This window comes from Stenotrophomonas sp. AN71, from assembly GCF_050435725.1.
Lineage (GTDB): Bacteria > Pseudomonadota > Gammaproteobacteria > Xanthomonadales > Xanthomonadaceae > Stenotrophomonas.
The window spans coordinates 34,901-58,701 of sequence record NZ_JBNDKU010000005.1; the positions used below are offsets into that span (position 1 = coordinate 34,901).

Here is a 23,801-nt window from a genome sequence, read left to right on the forward strand (position 1 = left end):
GAAAAACATCCAAAGGTATTTATCATGTCCCTTACCAACGAACAGATCGTCGACGCCATCGCCGAGAAGTCCCTGATGGAAGTGATGGAGCTGGTCAAGGCCATCGAAGAGAAGTTCGGCGTCTCCGCCGCTGCTCCGGTTGCCGTGGCTGCTGCCGCTGGCCCGGCTGCTGCTGTTGAAGAGCAGACCGAATTCACCGTCACCCTGAAGACTGCCGGCGAGAAGAAGGTCGAAGTCATCAAGGCCGTCCGCGCCATCACCGGCCTGGGCCTGAAGGAAGCGAAGGACCTGGCCGAAGCCGGTGGCGTGCTGAAGGACGCCGCTTCGAAGGACGAAGCCGAGAAGATGAAGAAGGACCTGGAAGCTGCTGGCGCGACTGTCGAAGTCAAGTAAGCAGTTACCTTGCATCGTCACCGATTCACGGCGATGCAGCCAAGGCTGGGGGCGTAAGCCCCCGGCCTTTGGTCGTTGTTGCGATGTGGTAGATCCACGCCATGCGTGGATGTAAAAAGCGGAAAAAGCCCAACACGGGCTGCAGTCAAACCTCGGTCGGCCAGCGCAGGGCGCGGCGGCAGGGGCGCGGTAGCAGACGAGTTGGCAGTTGGAAGTAGCGGGAGAAGGCGTGCTGGTGCCGGCAATACCAGCGACTTCCAACTGACAATTTCAAGTTTCCTTCTGGGTCGTGGACGCACGGCCCGCACAACAAGGTGGAAGACCTCATGACGTCCTATTCGTTCACCGAAAAAAAGCGCATCCGCAAGGATTTCGGCAAGCAGCGCTCGATCCTCGAAGTGCCGTTCCTGCTCGCCATCCAGGTGGATTCCTATCGTGAATTCCTGCAGGAAAACGTCGATCCGGCCAAGCGCACGGACCACGGCCTGCACGCTGCGCTGAAGTCGGTCTTCCCGATCGCCAGCTACAGCGGCAATGCCGCCCTGGAATACGTCGGCTACAAGCTGGGCGAGCCGGTCTTCGACGAACGTGAGTGCCGCCAGCGCGGCATGAGCTACGGCGCCCCGCTGCGCGTGACCGTGCGCCTGGTGATCTACGACCGTGAGTCGTCGACCAAGGCCATCAAGTACGTGAAGGAGCAGGAGGTCTATCTGGGTGAAATCCCGCTGATGACCGAAAACGGCACCTTCATCGTCAACGGCACCGAGCGCGTCATCGTCTCGCAGCTGCATCGCTCGCCGGGCGTGTTCTTCGACCACGACCGTGGCAAGACCCACAGCTCGGGCAAGCTGCTGTACAGCGCCCGCATCATCCCTTACCGCGGCTCCTGGCTGGACTTCGAGTTCGACCCGAAGGATGCGCTGTTCACCCGTATCGACCGTCGCCGCAAGCTGCCGGTGTCGATCCTGCTGCGCGCGCTTGGCTACAGCAACGAAGAGATGCTGGCCGAGTTCTTCGAGATCAACACCTTCCACATCAACCCGGATGAAGGCGTCCAGCTGGAGCTGGTGCCGGAGCGCCTGCGCGGCGAAACCCTGGGCTTTGACCTCGCCGATGGCGACAAGGTCATCGTGGAAGCCGGCAAGCGCATCACCGCGCGCCACATCAAGCAGCTGGAAGCCTCGGGCATCGCTGCGCTGGCCGTGCCGGACGATTACATCGTTGGCCGCATCCTGTCGCACGACGTGGTCGATGCTTCGACCGGCGAACTGCTGGCCCAGGCCAACGATGAGATCAGCGACGAGCAGCTGCAGAACTTCCGCAAGGCCGGTGTTGATGCGGTCGGCACCCTGTGGGTGAACGACCTGGATCGTGGCCCGTACCTGTCCAACACCCTGCGCATCGATCCGACCAAGACCCAGCTGGAAGCCCTGGTCGAGATCTACCGCATGATGCGTCCGGGCGAGCCGCCGACCAAGGACGCCGCGCAGAACCTGTTCCACAACCTGTTCTTCACCTTCGAGCGCTACGACCTGTCCGCGGTCGGCCGCATGAAGTTCAACCGTCGCGTGGGCCGCAAGGAAACCACCGGCGAAGCCGTGCTGTACGACCGCAAGTACTTCGGTGAGCGCAACGACGAAGAGTCCAAGCGCCTGGTCGCCACCCACGGTGAAAGCTCCGACATCCTGGATGTGATCAAGGTCCTGACCGAGATCCGCAACGGTCGCGGCGTGGTCGATGACATCGACCACCTGGGCAACCGTCGCGTGCGTTCGGTCGGCGAAATGGCCGAGAACGTGTTCCGCGTGGGCCTGGTCCGCGTCGAGCGCGCGGTCAAGGAGCGCCTGTCGATGGCCGAGTCCGAAGGCCTGACCCCGCAGGAGCTGATCAACGCCAAGCCGGTTGCTGCTGCCATCAAGGAATTCTTCGGCTCCTCGCAGCTGTCGCAGTTCATGGACCAGAACAACCCGCTGTCGGAAGTGACGCACAAGCGCCGCGTCTCGGCCCTGGGCCCGGGCGGCCTGACGCGTGAGCGCGCCGGCTTCGAAGTGCGCGACGTTCACCCGACCCATTACGGCCGCGTCTGCACCATCGAAACCCCGGAAGGCCCGAACATCGGCCTGATCAACTCGCTGGCCGTGTACGCCCGCACCAACCAGTACGGTTTCCTCGAGACCCCGTACCGCAAGGTCGTGGACGGCAAGGTCTTCGACGAAGTCGAGTTCCTGTCGGCCATCGAAGAAAACGAGTACGTCATCGCCCAGGCCAATGCGCTGACCGATGCCAACAGCGTGCTGACCGAGCAGTTCGTTCCGTGCCGCTTCCAGGGCGAATCGCTGCTGAAGCCGCCGGCGGAAGTCCACTTCATGGACGTCTCGCCGATGCAGACCGTGTCGATCGCGGCCGCGCTGGTTCCGTTCCTGGAGCACGATGACGCGAACCGTGCACTGATGGGCGCGAACATGCAGCGTCAGGCCGTGCCGACCCTGCGTGCGCAGAAGCCGCTGGTTGGTACCGGCATCGAGCGCGCCGTTGCGCGTGACTCGGGCGTGACCGTGAATGCCCGTCGTGGTGGTGAGATCGTGCAGATCGACGCCGCCCGCATCGTGGTCAAGGTCAACGAGCCGGAGATCACCGACGCGACCGATGCCGGCGTCGATATCTACAACCTGATCAAGTACACCCGCTCCAACCAGAACACCTGCATCAACCAGCGTCCGCTGGTGGAAGTGGGCGATGTGGTGGCGCGTGGCGACGTGCTGGCTGACGGCCCGTCCACCGACATCGGCGAGCTGGCCCTGGGCCAGAACATGCTGATCGCATTCATGCCGTGGAACGGCTACAACTTCGAAGACTCCATCCTGCTCTCCGAGCGCGTGGTGGAAGAGGATCGTTACACCACGATCCACATCGAGGAGCTGACCTGCGTTGCGCGTGATACCAAGCTGGGGCCGGAGGAAATCTCCGCCGACATCCCCAACGTTTCCGAGCAGGCGCTGAACCGCCTGGACGAGAGCGGCGTGGTGTACATCGGTGCCGAAGTCCGCGCCGGCGACATCATGGTCGGCAAGGTCACCCCAAAGGGCGAAAGCCAGCTGACCCCGGAAGAGAAGCTGCTGCGCGCGATCTTCGGCGAGAAGGCTTCGGACGTTAAGGACAGCTCGCTGCGCGTTCCGCCGGGCATGGACGGCACGGTCATCGACGTGCAGGTCTTCACCCGCGACGGCATCGAGAAGGACAAGCGCGCCCGCCAGATCGAAGAGTCTGAAATCAAGCGCGTCAAGAAGGACTTCGACGACCAGTTCCGCATCCTGGAAGCGGCCATCTACATGCGCCTGCGTTCGCAGATCGTGGGCAAGGTGGTCAACGGCGGCGCCGGCCTGAAGAAGGGCGACGTCATCTCTGACGCCTACCTGGATGGCCTGAAGAAGGCCGACTGGTTCGTGCTGCGCATGAAGGACGAGGACGCTGCGGAAGCCATCGAGCGCGCGCAGAAGCAGATCCAGGCGCACGAGAAGGAATTCGAGCGTCGCTTCGCCGACAAGCGCGGCAAGATCACCGCCGGCGACGACCTCGCCCCGGGCGTGCTGAAGATGGTCAAGGTGTTCCTGGCCGTGAAGCGCCGTATCCAGCCGGGTGACAAGATGGCAGGCCGCCACGGCAACAAGGGTGTGGTCTCCAACGTGGTGCCGGTCGAGGACATGCCGTACATGGCCTCGGGCGAAACCGTGGACATCGTGCTGAACCCGCTGGGCGTGCCGTCGCGTATGAACATCGGGCAGATCCTGGAAGTGCACCTGGGCTGGGCCGCCAAGGGTCTGGGTCGCAAGATCCAGGCAATGCTGGAAGCCCAGGCCGCGGTCGCGGACCTGCGCAAGTTCCTGGACGACATCTACAACCACGACGACACCAACGTGGCCAACCGTGTCGACCTGTCGCAGTTCAGCGATGAAGAGCTGCTGCGCCTGGCCCGCAACCTGTTCGACGGCGTGCCGATGGCCACCCCGGTGTTCGACGGCGCCACCGAAGCGGAAATCAAGCGCATGCTGGAACTGGCCGACCTGCCGAGCAGTGGCCAGACCCAGCTGTATGACGGCCGCACCGGTGAAGCCTTCGACCGCCACACCACCGTCGGTTACATGCACTACCTGAAGCTGAACCACCTGGTCGACGACAAGATGCACGCCCGTTCGACCGGTCCGTACTCGCTCGTCACCCAGCAGCCGCTGGGCGGCAAGGCGCAGTTCGGTGGCCAGCGCTTCGGTGAAATGGAAGTCTGGGCGCTGGAAGCCTACGGCGCGGCCTACACCCTGCAGGAAATGCTGACGGTGAAGTCCGATGACGTTCAGGGCCGCAACCAGATGTACAAGAACATCGTCGACGGTGAGCACGAGATGGTCGCGGGCATGCCGGAATCCTTCAACGTGCTCGTGAAGGAAATCCGCTCGCTGGCCATCAACATGGAACTGGAAGACAACTGATCCATGCCGGCGCGGCGGCCTCGACCGCCGCGCCGCTGGCAGTGAACTGAAAGCCCATCGACACAGCATTCCTCCTTCTGGAGAACACCATGAAAGACCTGCTCAACCTCTTCAACCAGCAGCGCCAGACGCTGGACTTCGACGCGATCAAGATCGCGCTGGCCTCGCCGGACCTGATCCGTTCGTGGTCCTTCGGCGAAGTGAAGAAGCCGGAAACCATCAACTACCGTACCTTCAAGCCGGAACGCGACGGCCTGTTCTGCGCCGCCATCTTCGGGCCGGTGAAGGACTACGAGTGCCTGTGCGGCAAGTACAAGCGCATGAAGCATCGCGGCGTGGTCTGCGAGAAGTGCGGCACCGAAGTGACCCTGGCCAAGGTGCGCCGTGAGCGCATGGGCCACATCGACCTGGCCTCGCCGGTCGCGCACATCTGGTTCCTGAAGTCGCTGCCGTCGCGCATCGGCCTGATGCTGGACATGACCCTGCGCGACATCGAGCGCGTGCTGTACTTCGAAGCCTACGTGGTGACCGAGCCGGGCCTGACCGCCCTGGAGCGCCGCCAGCTGCTGACCGAAGAGCAGTACCTGCAGGCACGCCAGGAGCACGGTGACGACTTCGATGCCGCGATGGGCGCCGAAGCCGTGTACGAACTGCTGCGCACGATCGACCTGCAGTCGGAAATGACCCGCCTGCGCGAAGAGATCGCCGCGACCGGTTCGGAAACCAAGCTGAAGCGACTGACCAAGCGCATCAAGCTGATCGAAGCCTTCCTGGAGTCGGGCAACCGTCCGGAATGGATGGTCATGACCGTGCTGCCGGTGCTGCCGCCGGACCTGCGTCCGCTGGTTCCGCTGGACGGTGGCCGCTTCGCGACCTCCGACCTGAACGATCTGTACCGCCGCGTCATCAACCGCAACAACCGCCTGCGCCGCCTGCTCGAACTGAGCGCGCCGGACATCATCGTGCGCAATGAAAAGCGCATGCTGCAGGAATCGGTCGATGCGCTGCTGGACAACGGCCGCCGCGGCCGTGCCATCACCGGCACCAACAAGCGCCCGCTGAAGTCGCTGGCCGACATGATCAAGGGCAAGCAGGGTCGCTTCCGCCAGAACCTGCTCGGCAAGCGCGTCGACTACTCGGGCCGTTCGGTCATCGTGGTCGGTCCGTACCTGCGCCTGCACCAGTGCGGCCTGCCGAAGAAGATGGCGCTGGAACTGTTCAAGCCGTTCGTCTTCGCCAAGCTGCAGCGTCGTGGCCTGGCCACCACCATCAAGGCCGCCAAGAAGCTGGTCGAGCGCGAAGAAGCCGAAGTCTGGGACATCCTGGAAGAGGTCATCCGCGAGCATCCGGTGATGCTGAACCGTGCGCCGACCCTGCACCGTCTGGGCATCCAGGCGTTCGAGCCGGTGCTGATCGAAGGCAAGGCCATCCAGCTGCACCCGCTGGTCTGCACCGCGTTCAACGCCGACTTCGACGGTGACCAGATGGCCGTCCACGTGCCGCTCTCGCTGGAAGCCCAGCTGGAAGCGCGTGCGCTGATGATGTCGACCAACAACATCCTGTCGCCGGCCAACGGCGAGCCGATCATCGTGCCGTCGCAGGACGTCGTGCTGGGTCTGTACTACATGACCCGCTCGCTGGAAAACAAGAAGGGCGAGGGCATGGCCTTCGCGAACATCGCCGAAGTCAAGCGCGCTTACGACAACCGCGTGGTGGAACTGCATGCGCGCGTCAAGGTCCGCATCACCGAGGTGGTGACCGACGAAGATGGTGTCAAGCAGCCGAAGACCTCGATCGTGGACACCACGATCGGCCGCGCCCTGCTGGCTGAAATCCTGCCGGAAGGCCTGCCGTTCGCGCTGGCCAACACCGAGCTGACCAAGAAGAACATCAGCCGCCTGATCAACTCCAGCTACCGCCAGCTGGGTCTGAAGGACACGGTCGTGTTCGCCGACAAGCTGATGTACACCGGCTTCGCCTACGCGACCCGCGCCGGCGTCTCGATCGGCATCGACGACATGCTGATCCCGGACGAGAAGAAGGGTATCCTCACCGAGGCCGAAGCCGAAGTGCTGGAAATCCAGGAGCAGTACCAGTCGGGTCTGGTCACCGCCGGCGAGCGCTACAACAAGGTGGTCGACATCTGGTCGCGCACCAACGAACGCATCGCCAAGGCGATGATGGACACCATCGGCACCGAGAAGGTGGTCAATGCCAAGGGCGAGACCATCGACCAGAAGTCGATGAACTCGCTGTACATCATGGCCGACTCCGGTGCGCGTGGTAGCCAGGCGCAGATCCGTCAGCTGGCCGGCATGCGAGGCCTGATGGCCCGTCCCGATGGCTCGATCATCGAGACGCCCATCAAGGCGAACTTCCGCGAAGGCCTGAACGTGCAGGAGTACTTCAACTCCACCCACGGTGCCCGTAAGGGTCTGGCCGATACCGCGCTGAAGACCGCGAACTCGGGTTACCTGACCCGTCGTCTGGTCGACGTTGCGCAGGACGTGGTGATCACCGAGGTGGACTGCGGTACCTCCGAAGGCCTGATCATGACCCCGATCGTGGAAGGCGGCGATGTCGTCGAGCCGCTGAAGGATCGTGTGCTGGGCCGCGTGGTGGCCGAGGACGTGTTCCTGCCGGGCAACGACGAAGATCCGATCGTCACCCGCAACACCCTGCTGGACGAAGCCTGGGTGGCCAAGCTGGAAGATGCCGGCGTGCAGACCATCAAGGTCCGCTCGACCATCTCCTGCGAATCGGCCTTCGGTGTCTGTGGTCGCTGCTATGGCCGCGATCTGGCCCGTGGCCACCTGGTCAACATCGGTGAAGCGGTCGGCGTCATCGCCGCCCAGTCGATCGGTGAGCCGGGTACCCAGCTGACCATGCGTACGTTCCACATCGGTGGTGCGGCATCGCGTGCGGCTGCGGTGGACAACATCACCGTCAAGACCACCGGTTCGGTCAAGTTCAGCAACCTCAAGTCGGTCGAGCACGCCAATGGCTCGCTGGTGGCGGTGTCGCGTTCGGGCGAAATCTCGGTGCTCGACGCCCACGGTCGTGAGCGTGAGCGTTACAAGCTGCCGTACGGTGCGACCATCACCTCCAAGGACGGTGATGCGATCAAGGCTGGCCAGACCGTGGCCAACTGGGATCCGCATAACCACCCGATCGTTTCGGAAGTGGCCGGCTTCATCCGCTTCATCGACTTCGTCGACGGCATCACCGTCATCGAGAAGACCGATGAGCTGACCGGCCTGGCGTCGCGCGAGATCACCGACCCGAAGCGCCGCGGCGCCCAGGCCAAGGATCTGCGTCCGATCGTGCGCATCGTTGATGCCAAGGGCAACGACCTGTCGATTCCGGGTACCGATCTGCCGGCGCAGTACCTGCTGCCGCCGCGTTCGATCGTCAACCTGCAGGACGGCGCCGCGGTGGGCGTGGGCGACGTCGTCGCCAAGATCCCGCAGGAAGCGTCCAAGACCCGCGACATCACTGGTGGTCTGCCGCGCGTGGCCGATCTGTTCGAAGCGCGCAAGCCGAAGGATCCGGCGGTGCTGGCCGAGCGTTCGGGCATCATCAGCTTCGGCAAGGACACCAAGGGCAAGCAGCGTCTGATCATCAAGGACACCGATGGTTCGGAGCACGAAGAGCTGATTCCGAAGTACCGTCAGGTCATCGTGTTCGAAGGTGAGCACGTGACCAAGGGCGAAACCATCGTCGACGGCGAGCCGAGCCCGCAGGACATCCTGCGCCTGCTGGGTGTCGAGCCGCTGGCCGCCTACCTGGTCAAGGAAATCCAGGACGTGTACCGCCTGCAGGGCGTGAAGATCAACGACAAGCACATCGAGGTGATCACCCGCCAGATGCTGCGCAAGGTCGAGATCACCGATCAGGGCAGCAGCAAGTTCCTGAACGGCGAGCAGGTCGAGCGCCAGCGCGTGATCGAGGAGAATGCGCGCCTGGTGGCCCGCAACGAGCTGATCGCGCGCTTCGATCCGGTCCTGCTGGGCATCACCAAGGCCTCGCTGGCAACCGAATCGTTCATCTCGGCGGCCTCCTTCCAGGAGACCACCCGCGTGCTGACCGAGGCTGCCGTTCGCGGCACCAAGGACAACCTGCGCGGCCTGAAGGAGAACGTGATCGTCGGCCGCCTGATCCCGGCCGGTACCGGTCTGTCCTACCACGCCAACCGCCGCCGCAACGCGAGCGGGCTGACCGATTCGGAAATGCAGACCCTCGCCGGCACCCCGGCCGCTGCAGCCCCGGTCGTGGCCGTGGCCGCGCCGGAAGTGGTGGTGGAGTCGACCGACGCCGAGCAGGCCGAGGATTGATCGGCAGGTCCGGCCTTGGGCCGGACCTCGATCGGGCAGGGGGCGGCCATCGGCCGTGCCCTGCAGGAGGGCCCGGCTCCGTGCCGGGCACGTATCACGCAGGATCGGCTTTGGCCGGATCTGCACTCGAAGGCTCAGGCCGCTGGTCTGTCCGCCCTCGATGAGGTAGGATGCCGGCCGGCCCAGCGATGGGTCGGGCGACAACCTGAACGGGGGGCATGGAGAAGGCTCCCCTGTAACGGCCCAGGATCAGGGCTGGCTTGGCGTGTGCGCATTTGACCGCGTTTTCGTCAGGTTGCTACAATCGTCTGTCTCAGCAGGCTGCTTTTCCGCCTGCTCGCACATATCCGCATTCATGGCCGGTTTTTTCGGCCTCTCTCAGAAGAACATACTGATGGCGACGATCAATCAGCTTGTCCGCAAGCCGCGGCAGGCAACCACTTATAAGAGCGCCTCGCCGGCTCTCGAAAAGTGCCCCCAGCGCCGTGGCGTCTGCACGCGCGTTTACACCACTACTCCGAAGAAGCCGAACTCGGCGCTTCGCAAGGTTGCCAAGGTTCGCCTGACCAACCAGGAAGAAGTGATTTCCTACATCGGCGGTGAAGGCCACAACCTGCAGGAGCACTCCGTGGTCCTGATCCGCGGCGGTCGCGTCAAGGATCTGCCGGGTGTGCGTTACCACACCGTTCGTGGTTCGCTGGACGCCTCCGGCGTTGCCAAGCGTCGCCAGGGCCGTTCCAAGTACGGCGCCAAGCGTCCGAAGAGCTAAGGGAAAGCACACATGTCTCGTAAAGGTAATACGCCGCAGCGCGCAGTCCTGCCGGATCCGAAGCACGGAAGCGAAACCATCGCCCGTTTCATCAACATGGTGATGCTGAGCGGCAAGAAGTCGGTCGCTGAAAAGATCGTCTATGGCGCCATGGACGTGATCGGTGAGAAGAACCCGAATTCCGTCGAGCTGGTTCAGAAGGCTCTGGAAAACGTGGCTCCGTCGGTCGAAGTCAAGTCGCGTCGTGTCGGTGGTGCCACCTACCAGGTGCCGGTCGAAGTGCGCGCCTCGCGCAAGATGGCTCTGGCAATGCGTTGGCTGATCGACTCCGCGCGCAAGCGTGGTGAAAACACCATGCCGAAGAAGCTGGCTGCTGAACTGATCGATGCCTCGGAAAACCGTGGCGGCGCCATCAAGAAGCGCGAAGAAACCCACCGCATGGCCGAAGCCAACAAGGCATTCGCCCACTACCGCTGGTGAGTTTGACGGCCTTGTAAAACAGGCAGGGCAGCACCATATCGGTGCTGCCTCGCGGCCCCAGAAGGGCTGCGCCAATCCGAAGGCCGCCGAAAGGCGGCGTTCGGCCATCCGAATTCCAAGAAATCTGAGAGGCTCCCCGTGGCCCGTTCCACTCCCATCGAGCGTTACCGCAACTTCGGCATCATGGCCCACATCGATGCCGGCAAGACCACCACGTCCGAGCGCATCCTGTTCTACACCGGCAAGAGCCACAAGATCGGTGAAGTACATGATGGCGCCGCCACCATGGACTGGATGGAGCAGGAGCAGGAGCGTGGCATCACGATCCAGTCCGCTGCGACCACTGCGTTCTGGAAGGGCATGGACAAGTCCCTGCCGGAGCATCGCTTCAACATCATCGACACCCCCGGGCACGTCGACTTCACCATCGAAGTGGAGCGCTCGCTGCGCGTGCTCGACGGTGCCGTCTTCGTCCTGTGCGCCGTCGGTGGCGTGCAGCCGCAGTCGGAGACCGTGTGGCGCCAGGCCAACCGTTACAAGGTGCCGCGCATTGCGTTCGTCAACAAGATGGACCGCACCGGCGCCAACTTCTACAAGGTCCGTGACCAGCTGAAGGCCAAGCTCGGCGCCGTCGCCGTGCCGATGCAGCTGCCGATCGGCGCTGAAGAAGGCTTCAAGGGCGTTGTCGATCTGCTGAAGATGAAGGCCATCCATTGGGATGAGGCTTCGCAGGGCATGAAGTTCGAGTACGGTGAGATCCCGGCCGATCTGCAGGAAAAGGCTGAAGAAGCCCGTACCTTCATGATCGAAGCTGCGGCCGAAGCCAACGAAGAGCTGATGGAAAAGTACCTGGGCGGCGAAGAGCTGGCCGAGGCCGAAATCATCAACGCGCTGCGTACCCGTACCCTGGCCACCGAAATCGTCCCGATGTACTGCGGTTCGGCGTTCAAGAACAAGGGCGTGCAGGCCATGCTCGACGGCGTGATCCAGCTGCTGCCGTCGCCGGTCGACGTTCCGGACGTGACCGGTACCGACGTGGACGACGAAAACGTCGCCATGACCCGCAAGTCGGACGACAAGGCTCCGTTCTCGTCGCTGGCCTTCAAGATCATCACTGATCCGTTCGTCGGCGCGCTGACCTTCTTCCGCGTGTACTCGGGCACTCTGAACGGTGGCGACACCGTGCTGAACTCGGTCAAGGGCAAGAAGGAGCGCATCGGCCGCATCCTGCAGATGCACTCGAACAACCGCGAGGAAATCAAGGAAGTTCTGGCCGGTGACATCGCCGCTGCCGTGGGTCTGAAGGACACCACCACCGGTGACACCCTGTGCTCGATCGACCAGCCGATCATCCTGGAGCGCATGACGTTCCCGGAGCCGGTGATCTCGATGGCTGTCGAACCGAAGACCAAGTCGGACCAGGAAAAGATGGGTCTGGCCCTGGGCCGTCTGGCGCAGGAAGATCCGTCGTTCCGCGTCAAGACCGACGAAGAATCCGGCCAGACCATCATCTCGGGCATGGGCGAGCTGCATCTGGACATCATCGTTGACCGCCTGAAGCGCGAATTCAACGTTGAAGCCAATGTCGGTGCGCCGCAGGTGGCGTACCGCGAAACCATCACCCTGGCCGACGTCAAGTCGGACTACAAGCACGCCAAGCAGTCCGGTGGTAAGGGTCAGTACGGTCACGTCGTGATCGAGCTGTCGCCGCTGACCGCTGCTGATCGTGCCGACGCCAAGCTGGCTCCGGCGATCAAGGACGACTTCCTGTTCGTCAATGACATCACCGGCGGCGTGATCCCGAAGGAATTCATTCCTTCGATCGAAAAGGGCCTGCGCGAAACCATCACCAGCGGTCCGCTGGCTGGCTTCCCGGTCGTGGACGTGAAGGTCAAGCTGGTGTTCGGCTCGTACCACGACGTCGACTCGTCGGAAATGGCGTTCAAGCTGGCTTCGTCGATGGCCTTCAAGCAGGGCTTCGCCAAGGCCAAGCCGGTGCTGCTGGAGCCGATCATGAAGGTCGAGATCGTGACCCCGGAAGACTACCAGGGTGACGTGATGGGCGACGTCAGCCGTCGTCGCGGCGTGCTGCAGGGTTCCGACACCACCGGTGACGGTTCGGCCAGCATCATCAACGCGATGATCCCGCTGGGTGAAATGTTCGGCTACGCCACTGCGCTGCGTTCGCAGACCCAGGGCCGTGCCACCTTCACCATGGAATTCGACCATTACGAGCCGGCGCCGAACAACATCGCCGAAGCCGTCATGAAGAAGGGCTGAGCTTCGCTCAGCCTCTCCTGAAATCACTTACGAACAATCAAGGTATACAACAATGGCAAAGGGTAAGTTCGAGCGCACCAAGCCGCACGTCAACGTCGGCACCATCGGTCACGTCGACCACGGCAAGACCACGCTGACCGCTGCGCTGACCAAGATCGGCGCTGAGCGCTTCGGTGGCGAGTTCAAGGATTACTCCGCGATCGACGCTGCTCCGGAAGAGAAGGCTCGTGGTATCACGATCTCGACCGCACACGTCGAATACGAATCCCCGAACCGTCACTACGCCCACGTTGACTGCCCGGGCCATGCTGACTACGTCAAGAACATGATCACCGGTGCCGCCCAGATGGACGGCGCGATCCTGGTGTGCTCGGCCGCCGACGGCCCGATGCCGCAGACCCGCGAGCACATCCTGCTGTCGCGTCAGGTCGGCGTGCCGTACATCGTCGTGTTCCTGAACAAGGCCGACATGGTTGACGACGCCGAGCTGCTCGAGCTGGTGGAGATGGAAGTCCGTGAACTGCTGAGCAAGTACGAGTTCCCGGGCGACGACACCCCGATCATTGCCGGTTCGGCCCGTCTGGCGCTGGAAGGCGATCAGAGCGACATCGGCGTGCCGGCGATCATCAAGCTGGTTGAGGCGCTGGACACCTGGATTCCGGAGCCGGAGCGCGCGATCGACAAGCCGTTCCTGATGCCGGTGGAAGACGTGTTCTCGATCTCGGGCCGCGGCACCGTGGTGACCGGTCGTATCGAGCGCGGCATCATCAAGGTCGGCGACGAAATCGAAATCGTCGGTATCCGTCCGGTGCAGAAGACCACCGTGACCGGCGTTGAAATGTTCCGCAAGCTGCTGGACCAGGGTCAGGCAGGCGACAACGCTGGCCTGCTGCTGCGCGGCACCAAGCGTGACGACGTCGAGCGTGGCCAGGTTCTGGCCAAGCCGGGTTCGATCAAGCCGCACACCAAGTTCGAAGGCGAAGTGTACGTGCTGTCGAAGGATGAGGGCGGCCGTCACACCCCGTTCTTCAACGGCTACCGTCCGCAGTTCTACTTCCGCACCACCGACATCACCGGTGCAGCTTCGCTGCCGGAAGGCGTCGAAATGGTGATGCCGGGTGACAACGTCAAGATGGTCGTCACCCTGATCAACCCGGTGGCAATGGACGAAGGCCTGCGCTTCGCCATCCGCGAAGGCGGCCGTACCGTCGGCGCCGGCGTGGTCTCGAAGATCATCGAGTAATCTGTTAGTATCTGCGCCCCGATGTTGCCTGGGTAGGGCATCGGGGCGTATCAAAATGGGAAAGCAGGCACAGGACGTGCCTTGTGTTCCCCGGACCAGGAAGGGTCAATGCCATTCAGGCGGCGTCAACAGGCGACTGTTGACAGCTGCCTTGCGTGCCATTATGCTTCTACGTCTGGGCAGGCCGGGAAACGGGTCTGCCTACGTTTTTGAGGTCTACGGATTGACCTTGTCGGCCTGCAGGAGTGCGGGCCGTCTGTATTCAGGAATTTCATGGGACAAAGCAACCCAGAGGCTTTGTCTGTCGCTCTTTTAACGAAGGAACCTACCGCCATGGCGGACCAAAAGATCCGGATCCGGCTGAAAGCGTTCGATCATCGTCTGATCGACCGTTCGGCCAGCGAGATCGTTGAAACGGCAAAGCGGACCGGCGCGCAAGTGCGTGGCCCGATCCCGCTGCCGACCAAGATCGAGCGTTACACCATTCTCGTTTCCCCGCACGTCGACAAGGACGCGCGTGACCAGTACGAGACCCGCACGCACAAGCGCGTGCTCGATATCGTTGACCCGAATGACAAGACCGTGGACGCGCTGATGAAGCTCGAACTGGCTGCCGGCGTCGACGTTCAGATCAAGCTGACCTGAGGACTACGACCATGACGAAGAAGTATTCGTTGGGCTTCGTGGGCCGCAAGGCCGGCATGAGCCGCGTGTTCACCGAAGATGGTCGTTCCATCCCGGTGACCCTGATCGAAGCAAGCCCGAACCGCATCGCGCAGATCAAGACCGTCGAAACCGACGGCTACAGCGCTGTGCAGGTGACCGTCGGCGCACGTCGCGCTGCCCTGGTCAACAAGCCGGAAGCCGGCCACTTCGCCAAGGCGAAGGTGGAAGCGGGTCGTGGCCTGTGGGAATTCCGCGTTGAAGACGCGCAGCTCGGCGAATTCGCCGTTGGCGGCGAAGTCAAGGCGGACATCTTCGAAGTCGGCCAGATCGTCGACGTCCAGGGTGTCACCAAGGGTAAGGGCTTCCAGGGCACCATCAAGCGCCACAACTTCCGTATGGGCGATGCAACCCACGGTAACTCGCTGTCGCATCGCGCGCCGGGTTCGCTGGGTCAGCGCCAGACCCCGGGTCGCGTTTTCCCGGGCAAGAAGATGTCGGGCCACATGGGCGCGGTGCAGCAGAGCACCCAGAACCTGGAAGTGGTCAAGGTCGACGTCGAGCGCGGTCTGATCGCGGTTCGCGGCGCCGTTCCGGGTGCGGCGGGTGGCGACGTGATCGTCCGTCCGGCGAGCAAGGCATAAGGAGAGATGACGATGGAACTCGTTATCACGGGTAGCAACAACAAGGTCTCGGTCTCCGAAGCCGTGTTCGGTCGCGATTTCAGCGAAGATCTGGTTCACCAGGTCGTCGTTGCTTACCGCAACGCCGGTCGCGCCGGCACCAAGGCACAGAAGACTCGTTCTGAAGTGGCTGGTACCACCAAGAAGTCGAAGAAGCAGAAGGGCGGCGGCGCGCGTCATGGCGCACTGACGGCTCCGATCTTCGTCGGCGGTGGTGTCACCTTCGCGGCCAAGCCGCGCAGCTTCGAGCAGAAGGTCAACCGTAAGCAGTACCGTGCCGCCATGTGCGCGATCCTGTCCGAGCTGAACCGTCAGGGCCGTCTGACCATCGTGGAGGCCTTCGATGTCGAAGCGACCAACACGAAGGCGCTGATCGCCAAGCTGGCCGGCCTGGAAGTGGGCAAGCGCCCGCTGATCGTCACCGAAGATGCGTCCGAGCACCTGTACCTGTCCGCCCGCAATCTGCCGTATGTGCAGGTGCGTGACGTCCAGGGTCTGGATCCGGTCTCGCTGGTTGGTGCCGACACGGTCGTCATCACCGCTGACGCGGTCAAGAAGGTCGAGGAGTGGCTGGCATGAACAGCAACGAAAAAATCTTCAGCGTGCTGCGTGCCCCGCGTGTCTCCGAAAAGACCGCGCGCCTGCAGGAACTCTCCAACCAGTATGTCTTCGAAGTTTCGAACGAAGCCACCAAGGCCGATGTAAAGGCCGCGGTTGAGCAGCTGTTCGACGTCAAGGTCGAAGCCGTCAACGTGGTCAACGTCAAGGGCAAGAACAAGTCCTTCCGTAACCGTGCTGGCCGCCGCGGCGATTGGCGCAAGGCGTACGTTCGTCTGGCCGATGGCCAGTCGATCGATGTAACGGCCAAGGCCTGAGGTACATCCCATGCCATTGATGAAATTCAAGCCCACCTCCCCCGGCCGCCGTTCGGCCGTGCGCGTGGTCACGCCCGACCTGCACAAGGGTGCTCCGCACGCCGCGCTCGTCGAGTCGCAGAGCCGCTCGGGTGGTCGTAACCACCACGGCCGCATCACCGTGCGTCACGTCGGTGGTGGTGCCAAGCAGCACTACCGCATCATCGACTTCAAGCGCAACAAGCTGGGCATCCCGGCGCGCGTGGAACGCATCGAATACGATCCGAACCGCACCGCCCACATCGCCCTGCTGTGCTACGTCGACGGCGAGCGTCGCTACATCATCGCCCCGAAGGGTCTGAAGGCTGGTGATCAGGTGATCGCTGGTTCGGACGCCCCGATCAAGGCGGGCAACACCCTGCCGCTGCGCAACATCCCGGTCGGTACCACCATCCACTGCATCGAACTGAAGCCCGGCAAGGGCGCTCAGATCGCCCGCGCCGCTGGTGCGGCCGTGCAGCTGGTGGCTCGCGAAGGCATCTACGCCACCCTGCGCCTGCGCTCGGGTGAAATGCGTAAGGTCCCGGTCGAGTGCTGCGCCACCATCGGCGAAGTCGGCAACGACGAGCACAGCCTGGAAAAGCTGGGCAAGGCCGGTGCCAAGCGCTGGCGCGGCGTCCGCCCGACCGTTCGTGGTGCTGCCATGAACCCGGTTGACCACCCGCACGGTGGTGGTGAGGCGAAGGCCGGCCAGGGTAACCCGCATCCGGTCACCCCGTGGGGTGTCCCGACCAAGGGTTACAAGACGCGCCATAACAAGCGCACTCAGCAGTTCATCGTCCGCGATCGTAGGGGCTAATCGACCATGGCACGTTCACTCAAGAAGGGCCCGTTCGTCGATCACCACCTCGTCAAGAAGGTGGAGGCCGCTGCGGGCAGCAAGAAGCCGATCAAGACCTGGTCGCGCCGTTCGATGATCCTGCCTGACATGGTAGGCGTCACCATTGCCGTGCATAACGGCAAGAACCACATCCCGGTTCTCGTCAACGAGAACATGGTCGGCCACAAGCTCGGCGAATTTGCCATCACCCGGACCTTCAAGGGTCACGGTGGTGACAAGAAGTCGGGCAAGTAAGGAGAGATGACAATGGAAGCGAAAGCCATCCTGCGCACCGCGCGCATCTCCCCGCAGAAGGCACGTCTGGTCGCTGACCAGGTGCGCGGTCTGCCGGCCGAGCGTGCCGTCAACCTGCTGAAGTTCTCGGACAAGAAGGCTGCCCACCTGATCAAGAAGGTGGTGGAGTCGGCTATTGCAAATGCCGAGAACAACCAGGGCGCCGACGTCGACGAGCTGAAGGTTCAGACCATCATGGTTGATGAAGGTCCGACCCTGAAGCGTTTCATGGCGCGGGCGAAAGGCCGCGGTACCCGCATCCTCAAGCGCACCAGCCACATCACTGTGGTTGTGGGCGCCGGCAAGTAAGCGGATAAGGAAAAGACCATGGGTCATAAAGTTCATCCGATTGGTATCCGTCTCGGTATTTCCAAGGACTGGAACTCCAAGTGGTACGCCAACAAGGCCGAGTTCGCTGGTTACCTGGCAGCCGACCTGAAAGTTCGCGAAATGCTGCGCAAGAAGCTGGCTCAGGCCGGCATCAGCAAGATCCTGATCGAGCGTCCGGCCAAGACCGCTCGCGTGACGATCCACACCGCCCGTCCGGGCGTGGTGATCGGCAAGCGCGGTGAGGACATCGAGAAGCTGCGCAAGGAAGTGAGCGAGATGATGGGCGTCCCGGCGCACATCAACGTCACCGAAGTGCGCAAGCCGGAGCTGGACGCACAGCTGGTTGCCGAATCGATCGCTCAGCAGCTGGAGCGTCGCATCATGTTCCGCCGCGCAATGAAGCGCTCGGTGGGCAACGCGATGCGCCTGGGTGCCCTGGGCATCAAGGTCAACGTGGGTGGCCGCCTCAACGGTGCTGAAATCGCCCGTTCGGAGTGGTACCGCGAAGGCCGCGTGCCGCTGCACACCCTGCGTGCCGACATCGACTACGGCTTCGCTGAAGCCAAGACGACCTACGGCATCATCGGCATCAAGGTCTGGATCTACAAGGGCGAGGTCTTCGACTTCTCCCAGGTTGGCCAGGAAAAGCAGGACGACACCCCGTCGCGCAACGATCGTCACGATCGTGGTGACCGTGGTGACCGTCAGCGCCCGGCTCGTGAAGCGAGGTAACGACAATGTTGCAACCCAAGCGAACCAAGTACCGCAAGGTACACAAGGGCCGTAACGAAGGCCTGAGCTGGAGCGCCAACGCTGTCAGCTTCGGCGAGTACGGCCTGAAGGCAACCGCACACGGTCAGCTGACCGCGCGTCAGATCGAAGCGGCTCGCCGCTCGATCAGCCGCTACGTCAAGCGCGGCGGCAAGATGTGGATCCGCGTGTTCCCCGACAAGCCCATCACCAAGAAGCCCATCGAAGTTCGAATGGGTTCGGGTAAGGGCAACGTGGAATACTGGGTGGCCCAGATCCAGCCCGGCCGCATGATCTATGAAATCGAGGGTGTTTCCGAGGAAGTGGCTCGCGAGGCGTTCCGCCTGGCCGCCGCCAAGCTCTCGGTCACCACCACTTTCGTGACCCGTACGGTGCGCTGATGGATATCAAAACTCTCCGTGAAAAGTCGGCTGACGAACTGAAGGCCCACCTGATCGACCTGCGTAAGGAACAGTTCTCTGTCCGTATGCAGCAGGTCACCGGCCAGCTGCCGAAGACCCACGACATCCGCCGGGTCCGTCGCGAGATTGCTCGCGTCAAGACCCTGCTCGGCAGCACGAAGTAAGGATGGCCGCTATGAGCGACAATACTGAAAACAAGGCGCTGCGCACGGTCGAAGGCCGTGTCGTCAGCAATAAGATGGACAAGACGGTTACCGTCCTGGTTGAGCGTCAGGTCAAGCACGCGCTGTACGGCAAGTACATCAAGCGCTCGACGAAGCTGCACGCCCACGATGCCGACAACGCCTGCAAGGAAGGCGATGTCGTCCGCGTGACCGAGATTGCTCCGATGTCCAAGACCAAGAACTGGCGCGTGGTGGAAGTCATCACGCGTGCGGCTGAATAAGGAGTCTGAATCATGATCCAGATGCAGAGCTACCTTGACGTCGCGGACAATTCGGGTGCCAAGCAGGTGATGTGCTTCAAGGTGCTGGGTGGTTCCAAGCGCCGTTACGCCGGTATCGGCGACATCATCAAGGTCACCGTGAAGGATGCGATTCCGCGCGGCAAGGTCAAGAAGGGTGAAGTGTATGACGCCGTCGTGGTGCGTACCCGCAAGGGTGTGCGTCGCGCCGATGGCTCGCTGATCCGCTTCGACGGCAACGCTGCCGTTCTGCTGAACAACAAGCAGGAGCCGATCGGCACCCGTATCTTCGGGCCGGTGACCCGTGAACTTCGTTCGGAGAAGTTCATGAAGATCGTCTCGCTCGCTCCCGAAGTGCTGTGAGCGACAGGAGATAATCATGGCTAACCGTATCAAGAAGGGCGACCAGGTTGTCGTCAACGCCGGCAAGGACAAGGGCAAGCAGGGCGAAATCGTCCGCGTCGACGGCGACCGTGTGGTCGTCGCCAACGTGAACATCGTCAAGCGCCACACCAAGCCGAACCCGCAGGCAGGTGTTGCCGGCGGCGTGGTCGAGCGTGAAGCGTCGATCCATATCTCCAACGTGAATGTGCTGAACCCGGCTTCGGGCAAGGGCGAACGCGTTGGCTTCAAGGTGCTGGAGGATGGACGCAAACTGCGTGTGTTCCGCTCCAGCGGTGAGGCGCTTGACGCCTGAGGAATGTGAAGATGACTTCCCGTCTCGAAAAGTTCTACAAGGAAGAAGTGGTGCCGGCGCTGATGAAGCAGTTCGGCTACACCAATCCGATGGAAGTGCCGAAGCTCGTCAAGGTCACCCTGAACATGGGTGTCGGCGAAGCGGCCACCAACAAGAAGATCCTGGAAAACGCCGTCGGCGACATGACCAAGATTTCCGGCCAGAAGCCGGTTGTCACCAAGTCGCGTATCTCGGTTGCGTCGTTCAAGATCCGTGATGGTTGGCCGATCGGCTGCAAGACCACGCTGCGTCGCCACAAGATGTACGAGTTCCTGGACCGCCTGATCAACATCTCGCTGCCGCGCGTGCGCGACTTCCGTGGTGTTTCCGGTCGTTCCTTCGACGGTCGCGGCAACTTCAACATGGGTGTGAAGGAACAGATCATCTTCCCGGAAATCGACTTCGACGCTGTCGACGCGATCCGCGGCATGGATATCGCCATCACCACCACTGCGAAGACCGACGCGGAAGCGAAGGCGCTGCTGGCAGCGTTCAAGTTCCCGTTCCGTAACTGATCTGTCGAGGAAACCGAAATGGCAAAGACCTCCATGGTCAACCGCGACATCAAGCGGGAAAAGCTGGCCAAGAAGTACGCTGACAAGCGTGCGGCTCTGAAGAAGATCGTGTCCTCGGTGGACGCGAGCTACGAAGAGAAGATCGACGCCGCAACCAAGCTGGCCAAGCTGCCGCGCGATTCGTCGCCGAGCCGCCAGCGTAATCGTTGCGAGCTGTCGGGCCGTCCGCGTGGCGTCTACAGCAAGTTCGGCCTCGGCCGTAACAAGCTGCGTGAAGCCACCATGCGTGGCGACGTCCCGGGTCTGCGCAAGGCCAGCTGGTAATCCCAGCCGGTCCTGCGATCAGGGGCCTCTTCGGGGGCTCCTGAACCGGGGAGGGAAGGTGTTCAGCTTTCCCTCTGTGAAAAAACCTGAAGAGCCCGACGCAAGTCGGGCTCTTTTGGCGTATACTCCCGCGTCTTGCCCTGCGCAAAGCGTGAGGGGTAGGGGGCCTGGCCCGTTTCCAGGAGACAACAGATTTTCGCGAAAGCGGATATCGGTGCACTCAAAGGTACTCATATGAGCATGACTGATCCCATCGCCGACCTGCTGGTCCGCATCAAGAATGCGGCCGCGGTTGGCAAGCAGACGGTGAAAGCCCCGTCGTCCAAGATCAAGGTTGCGATCGCCCAGGTCCTGAAGGACGAGGGTTACATCGCCGACCTGCGCGTGACCCCGCTGGAAAACAACAAGTCCGAGCTGGAAATCGTGCTGAAGTATTTCGAAGGCAAGCCGGTCATCGCGACCCTGAAGCGCTTCTCGCGTTCGGGCCTGCGTCAGTACCGCGGCAAGAGCGAGCTGCCGAAGGTCATGAACGGCCTGGGTATCTCCATCATTTCCACCTCCAAGGGCATCATGACTGATGCGCAGGCGCGCCAGCTGGGCGTCGGCGGCGAAGTCCTGTGCTTCGTGGCCTAAGGCGAAAGGAGTAGAACTATGTCCCGCGTAGCCAAGAAGCCGATCGACCTGGGTAAGGTTGAACTGAACGTCCAGTCGGACAGCGTCACCGCCAAGGGCCCGAAGGGCACCCTGTCGCTGGCCAAGCCGGCCGGTATTGCCATCAACGTCGACAACGGCGTTGCCACCCTGAGCACCGACAACGTGGAGCTGGTCGCGCTGACCGGTACCGTTCGCGCGATCCTGGCCAACATGGTCAAGGGCGTGTCCGACGGTTTCGAGCGCAAGCTGGAGCTGGTCGGCGTGGGTTACCGTGCCGCCATGCAGGGCAAGGATCTGAGCCTGTCGCTCGGCTTCTCGCACCCGGTCGTGTTCGTGGCGCCGGAAGGTATCACCATCACCACCCCGACCCAGACCGAGATCCTGGTCCAGGGCGCGGACAAGCAGGTGGTCGGTGAAGTCGCCGCCAAGATCCGTGCGTTCCGCAAGCCGGAACCGTACAAGGGCAAGGGCGTGAAGTACTCCGACGAAGTCATCATCCGTAAGGAAGCCAAGAAGGCCTAATTAGGTCCTTCCGCTTTCAAGGGAAAAACAAAATGAACAAGAACATCGCCCGCCTGCGTCGCGCCAAGTCGACCCGCGCCCACATCCGTGAGCTCGGCGTTGCCCGCCTGTCGGTGCTGCGCACCGGTCAGCACCTGTACGCGCAGGTCTTCACCGCTGACGGTTCCAAGGTGCTGGCTGCTGCCAACACCACCCAGGCCGACATCAAGGAAGGCCTGAAGAACGGCAAGAACGCCGACGCCGCTGCCAAGGTTGGCCGCATCGTCGCTGAGCGCGCCAAGGCCGCCGGCGTCGAGAAGGTTGCCTTCGATCGTTCGGGCTACCGCTACCACGGCCGCATCAAGGCCCTGGCAGAAGCCGCCCGCGAAGCCGGCCTGCAGTTCTAAGGGATAAGGGCAGGGGGCTCATCGCCTCCTGCCCGCCTGCTCGCCAGCCTGAGTGAGGCTGGGCGGCGCCGCTCTTCTGCAGCGGCCCACCGCAACAACGCACCGCTCCACAACCATAAGCGGCCTCGAGCCGTACATACCCAAACTACCAAGGAATCAAGATGGCAGAAGAGCGTCAGCAGCGGGGTCGCGATCGCGACCGTAACCGCGAAGAGAAAGTCGACGACGGCATGATCGAAAAGCTGGTCGCGGTCAACCGCGTCAGCAAGACCGTGAAGGGTGGTCGTCAGTTCACCTTCACCGCCCTGACCGTCGTCGGCGACGGCGAAGGCAAGGTCGGTTTCGGTTATGGCAAGGCCCGTGAAGTGCCGGTCGCCATCCAGAAGTCGATGGAGCAGGCTCGCAAGAACCTGGTCAGCGTCGACCTGAACAACGGCACCCTGTGGCACACCATCAAGGATGGTCACGGCGCAGCCCGCGTGTTCATGCAGCCGGCTTCGGAAGGTACGGGCGTCATCGCCGGCGGTGCCATGCGCGCCGTGCTGGAAGCGGTTGGCGTGAAGAACGTGCTGGCCAAGGCCACCGGTTCGCGCAACCCGATCAACCTGGTGCGTGCCACCGTGAAGGGCCTGTCTGCTGCGCAGTCGCCGGCTCGCATCGCGGCCAAGCGCGGCAAGAAGGTGGAGGAACTCAACCATGGCTAATGAGTCCAACAAGACTGTGAAGGTGCGCCTGGTGCGCGGCCTGCGTGGTGCTCAGTCGCGTCACCGCCTGTCGGTGCGTGCTCTGGGCCTGAACAAGCTCAACGATGTTCGTGAACTGAAGGACAGCCCGCAGGTTCGCGGCCTGATCAATACCGTTCACTACCTCGTCAAGGTTGAGGAGTAATCGATCATGACTCTGCGTCTCAATGAACTGAGCCCGGCACCGGGCGCCCGCACCGAGCGCACCCGCGTCGGTCGCGGTATCGGCTCGGGCCTGGGCAAGACTGCCGGCCGCGGCCACAAGGGTTCGTTCGCCCGTAAGGGTGGCGGCAAGATCAAGGCTGGCTTCGAAGGCGGCCAGACCCCCATGCAGCGTCGTCTGCCGAAGATCGGCTTCCGTTCGCCGATCGCCAAGGACACCGCTGAAGTGCTGCTGTACGCGCTGGACAAGCTGCCGGCCGGTGAGATCGACTTCGCCGCCCTGCGTGCTGCCAAGCTGGTCCCGAGCACTGCAAAGAAGGCCAAGGTCGTCGTCAAGGGCGAAGTGACCAAGGCGTTCACCCTGAAGGGTATTGCTGCCACGGCTGGTGCCAAGGCCGCGATCGAAGCTGCCGGCGGCAGCGTGACGGAGTAAGAAAATC

At 62.6% G+C, this 23,801-nt stretch carries 28 protein-coding genes; all 28 read left to right on the plus strand.

Going from position 1 to position 23,801, the window contains the following annotated elements:
- The first annotated feature begins 24 nt into the window (after positions 1-24).
- The gene (rplL, locus tag ABH900_RS09735) at positions 25-393 is read left to right on the plus strand and encodes a 50S ribosomal protein L7/L12 (protein WP_429622687.1); all 369 of its coding nucleotides are present in this window, start codon (positions 25-27) and stop codon (positions 391-393) included.
- 326 nt (positions 394-719) lie between these two features.
- Positions 720-4,874, plus strand: coding sequence for a DNA-directed RNA polymerase subunit beta (rpoB, locus tag ABH900_RS09740; RefSeq protein ID WP_429622688.1), 4,155 nt, complete (start codon positions 720-722; stop codon positions 4,872-4,874).
- Positions 4,875-4,963: 89 nt separating this feature from the next.
- The gene (gene rpoC, locus ABH900_RS09745; RefSeq protein ID WP_429622689.1) at positions 4,964-9,208 is read left to right on the plus strand and encodes a DNA-directed RNA polymerase subunit beta'; all 4,245 of its coding nucleotides are present in this window, start codon (positions 4,964-4,966) and stop codon (positions 9,206-9,208) included.
- A gap of 394 nt (positions 9,209-9,602) precedes the next feature.
- Positions 9,603-9,977, plus strand: coding sequence for a 30S ribosomal protein S12 (gene rpsL, locus ABH900_RS09750; protein WP_025879344.1), 375 nt, complete (start codon positions 9,603-9,605; stop codon positions 9,975-9,977).
- Between the two features lie 12 nt (positions 9,978-9,989).
- Positions 9,990-10,457 (plus strand): 30S ribosomal protein S7, encoded by a 468-nt coding sequence (rpsG, locus tag ABH900_RS09755; protein WP_025879343.1) that lies wholly within the window; start codon positions 9,990-9,992, stop codon positions 10,455-10,457.
- 138 nt (positions 10,458-10,595) lie between these two features.
- The gene (fusA, locus tag ABH900_RS09760) at positions 10,596-12,737 is read left to right on the plus strand and encodes an elongation factor G (protein ID WP_429622690.1); all 2,142 of its coding nucleotides are present in this window, start codon (positions 10,596-10,598) and stop codon (positions 12,735-12,737) included.
- Positions 12,738-12,789: 52 nt separating this feature from the next.
- Complete coding sequence (gene tuf, locus ABH900_RS09765; protein ID WP_429622683.1) at positions 12,790-13,980, plus strand: elongation factor Tu; 1,191 nt, start codon at positions 12,790-12,792, stop codon at positions 13,978-13,980.
- 333 nt (positions 13,981-14,313) lie between these two features.
- Positions 14,314-14,625, plus strand: coding sequence for a 30S ribosomal protein S10 (gene rpsJ, locus ABH900_RS09770; RefSeq protein WP_010341589.1), 312 nt, complete (start codon positions 14,314-14,316; stop codon positions 14,623-14,625).
- Positions 14,626-14,636: 11 nt separating this feature from the next.
- Positions 14,637-15,287, plus strand: a complete 651-nt coding sequence (gene rplC / locus ABH900_RS09775; RefSeq protein ID WP_429622691.1) for a 50S ribosomal protein L3 — start codon at positions 14,637-14,639, stop codon at positions 15,285-15,287.
- 12 nt (positions 15,288-15,299) lie between these two features.
- Entirely contained in the window at positions 15,300-15,905 is a 606-nt protein-coding gene (gene rplD / locus ABH900_RS09780) for a 50S ribosomal protein L4 (RefSeq protein ID WP_429622692.1), read from the plus strand.
- Positions 15,902-16,201 (plus strand): 50S ribosomal protein L23, encoded by a 300-nt coding sequence (rplW, locus tag ABH900_RS09785; RefSeq protein WP_004145338.1) that lies wholly within the window; start codon positions 15,902-15,904, stop codon positions 16,199-16,201. Before rplD ends, rplW begins: the two co-directional genes overlap by 4 nt.
- Before the next feature lie 10 nt (positions 16,202-16,211).
- Positions 16,212-17,039: a 50S ribosomal protein L2 gene (gene rplB / locus ABH900_RS09790; RefSeq protein WP_004145339.1), complete on the plus strand. Its 828-nt coding sequence runs from the start codon at positions 16,212-16,214 to the stop codon at positions 17,037-17,039.
- Positions 17,040-17,045: 6 nt separating this feature from the next.
- Complete coding sequence (gene rpsS, locus ABH900_RS09795) at positions 17,046-17,315, plus strand: 30S ribosomal protein S19 (protein WP_004154485.1); 270 nt, start codon at positions 17,046-17,048, stop codon at positions 17,313-17,315.
- 12 nt (positions 17,316-17,327) lie between these two features.
- Positions 17,328-17,663, plus strand: coding sequence for a 50S ribosomal protein L22 (gene rplV, locus ABH900_RS09800; RefSeq protein ID WP_080375339.1), 336 nt, complete (start codon positions 17,328-17,330; stop codon positions 17,661-17,663).
- Positions 17,664-17,681: 18 nt separating this feature from the next.
- A complete protein-coding gene (gene rpsC, locus ABH900_RS09805) occupies positions 17,682-18,416 on the plus strand; it encodes a 30S ribosomal protein S3 (RefSeq protein WP_004145350.1) in 735 nt (244 codons plus the stop codon).
- A gap of 5 nt (positions 18,417-18,421) precedes the next feature.
- Positions 18,422-18,835 carry a 50S ribosomal protein L16 gene (rplP, locus tag ABH900_RS09810; RefSeq protein ID WP_053519743.1) on the plus strand — a complete coding sequence of 138 codons (414 nt, stop codon included), beginning with the start codon at positions 18,422-18,424 and terminating at the stop codon, positions 18,833-18,835.
- Positions 18,835-19,020, plus strand: coding sequence for a 50S ribosomal protein L29 (gene rpmC / locus ABH900_RS09815; RefSeq protein ID WP_004154487.1), 186 nt, complete (start codon positions 18,835-18,837; stop codon positions 19,018-19,020). Before rplP ends, rpmC begins: the two co-directional genes overlap by 1 nt.
- A gap of 11 nt (positions 19,021-19,031) precedes the next feature.
- A complete protein-coding gene (rpsQ, locus tag ABH900_RS09820) occupies positions 19,032-19,301 on the plus strand; it encodes a 30S ribosomal protein S17 (protein ID WP_004145355.1) in 270 nt (89 codons plus the stop codon).
- Positions 19,302-19,313: 12 nt separating this feature from the next.
- A complete protein-coding gene (gene rplN, locus ABH900_RS09825; protein WP_010483978.1) occupies positions 19,314-19,682 on the plus strand; it encodes a 50S ribosomal protein L14 in 369 nt (122 codons plus the stop codon).
- Between the two features lie 16 nt (positions 19,683-19,698).
- Positions 19,699-20,016, plus strand: a complete 318-nt coding sequence (gene rplX / locus ABH900_RS09830; RefSeq protein ID WP_004145359.1) for a 50S ribosomal protein L24 — start codon at positions 19,699-19,701, stop codon at positions 20,014-20,016.
- Between the two features lie 11 nt (positions 20,017-20,027).
- Positions 20,028-20,570 carry a 50S ribosomal protein L5 gene (gene rplE, locus ABH900_RS09835; protein ID WP_004145361.1) on the plus strand — a complete coding sequence of 181 codons (543 nt, stop codon included), beginning with the start codon at positions 20,028-20,030 and terminating at the stop codon, positions 20,568-20,570.
- 18 nt (positions 20,571-20,588) lie between these two features.
- The gene (gene rpsN / locus ABH900_RS09840; protein WP_049470498.1) at positions 20,589-20,894 is read left to right on the plus strand and encodes a 30S ribosomal protein S14; all 306 of its coding nucleotides are present in this window, start codon (positions 20,589-20,591) and stop codon (positions 20,892-20,894) included.
- 234 nt (positions 20,895-21,128) lie between these two features.
- The gene (gene rpsH / locus ABH900_RS09845; protein ID WP_429622693.1) at positions 21,129-21,527 is read left to right on the plus strand and encodes a 30S ribosomal protein S8; all 399 of its coding nucleotides are present in this window, start codon (positions 21,129-21,131) and stop codon (positions 21,525-21,527) included.
- Positions 21,528-21,545: 18 nt separating this feature from the next.
- Entirely contained in the window at positions 21,546-22,070 is a 525-nt protein-coding gene (rplF, locus tag ABH900_RS09850) for a 50S ribosomal protein L6 (RefSeq protein ID WP_429622694.1), read from the plus strand.
- Between the two features lie 32 nt (positions 22,071-22,102).
- Positions 22,103-22,456 (plus strand): 50S ribosomal protein L18, encoded by a 354-nt coding sequence (gene rplR, locus ABH900_RS09855; RefSeq protein ID WP_107229959.1) that lies wholly within the window; start codon positions 22,103-22,105, stop codon positions 22,454-22,456.
- 161 nt (positions 22,457-22,617) lie between these two features.
- Positions 22,618-23,160: a 30S ribosomal protein S5 gene (gene rpsE, locus ABH900_RS09860; protein ID WP_004145411.1), complete on the plus strand. Its 543-nt coding sequence runs from the start codon at positions 22,618-22,620 to the stop codon at positions 23,158-23,160.
- Positions 23,153-23,344: a 50S ribosomal protein L30 gene (gene rpmD, locus ABH900_RS09865; RefSeq protein ID WP_004145412.1), complete on the plus strand. Its 192-nt coding sequence runs from the start codon at positions 23,153-23,155 to the stop codon at positions 23,342-23,344. Before rpsE ends, rpmD begins: the two co-directional genes overlap by 8 nt.
- Positions 23,345-23,350: 6 nt before the next feature.
- A complete protein-coding gene (rplO, locus tag ABH900_RS09870) occupies positions 23,351-23,794 on the plus strand; it encodes a 50S ribosomal protein L15 (RefSeq protein ID WP_004154498.1) in 444 nt (147 codons plus the stop codon).
- The last annotated feature ends 7 nt before the right edge of the window (positions 23,795-23,801 follow it).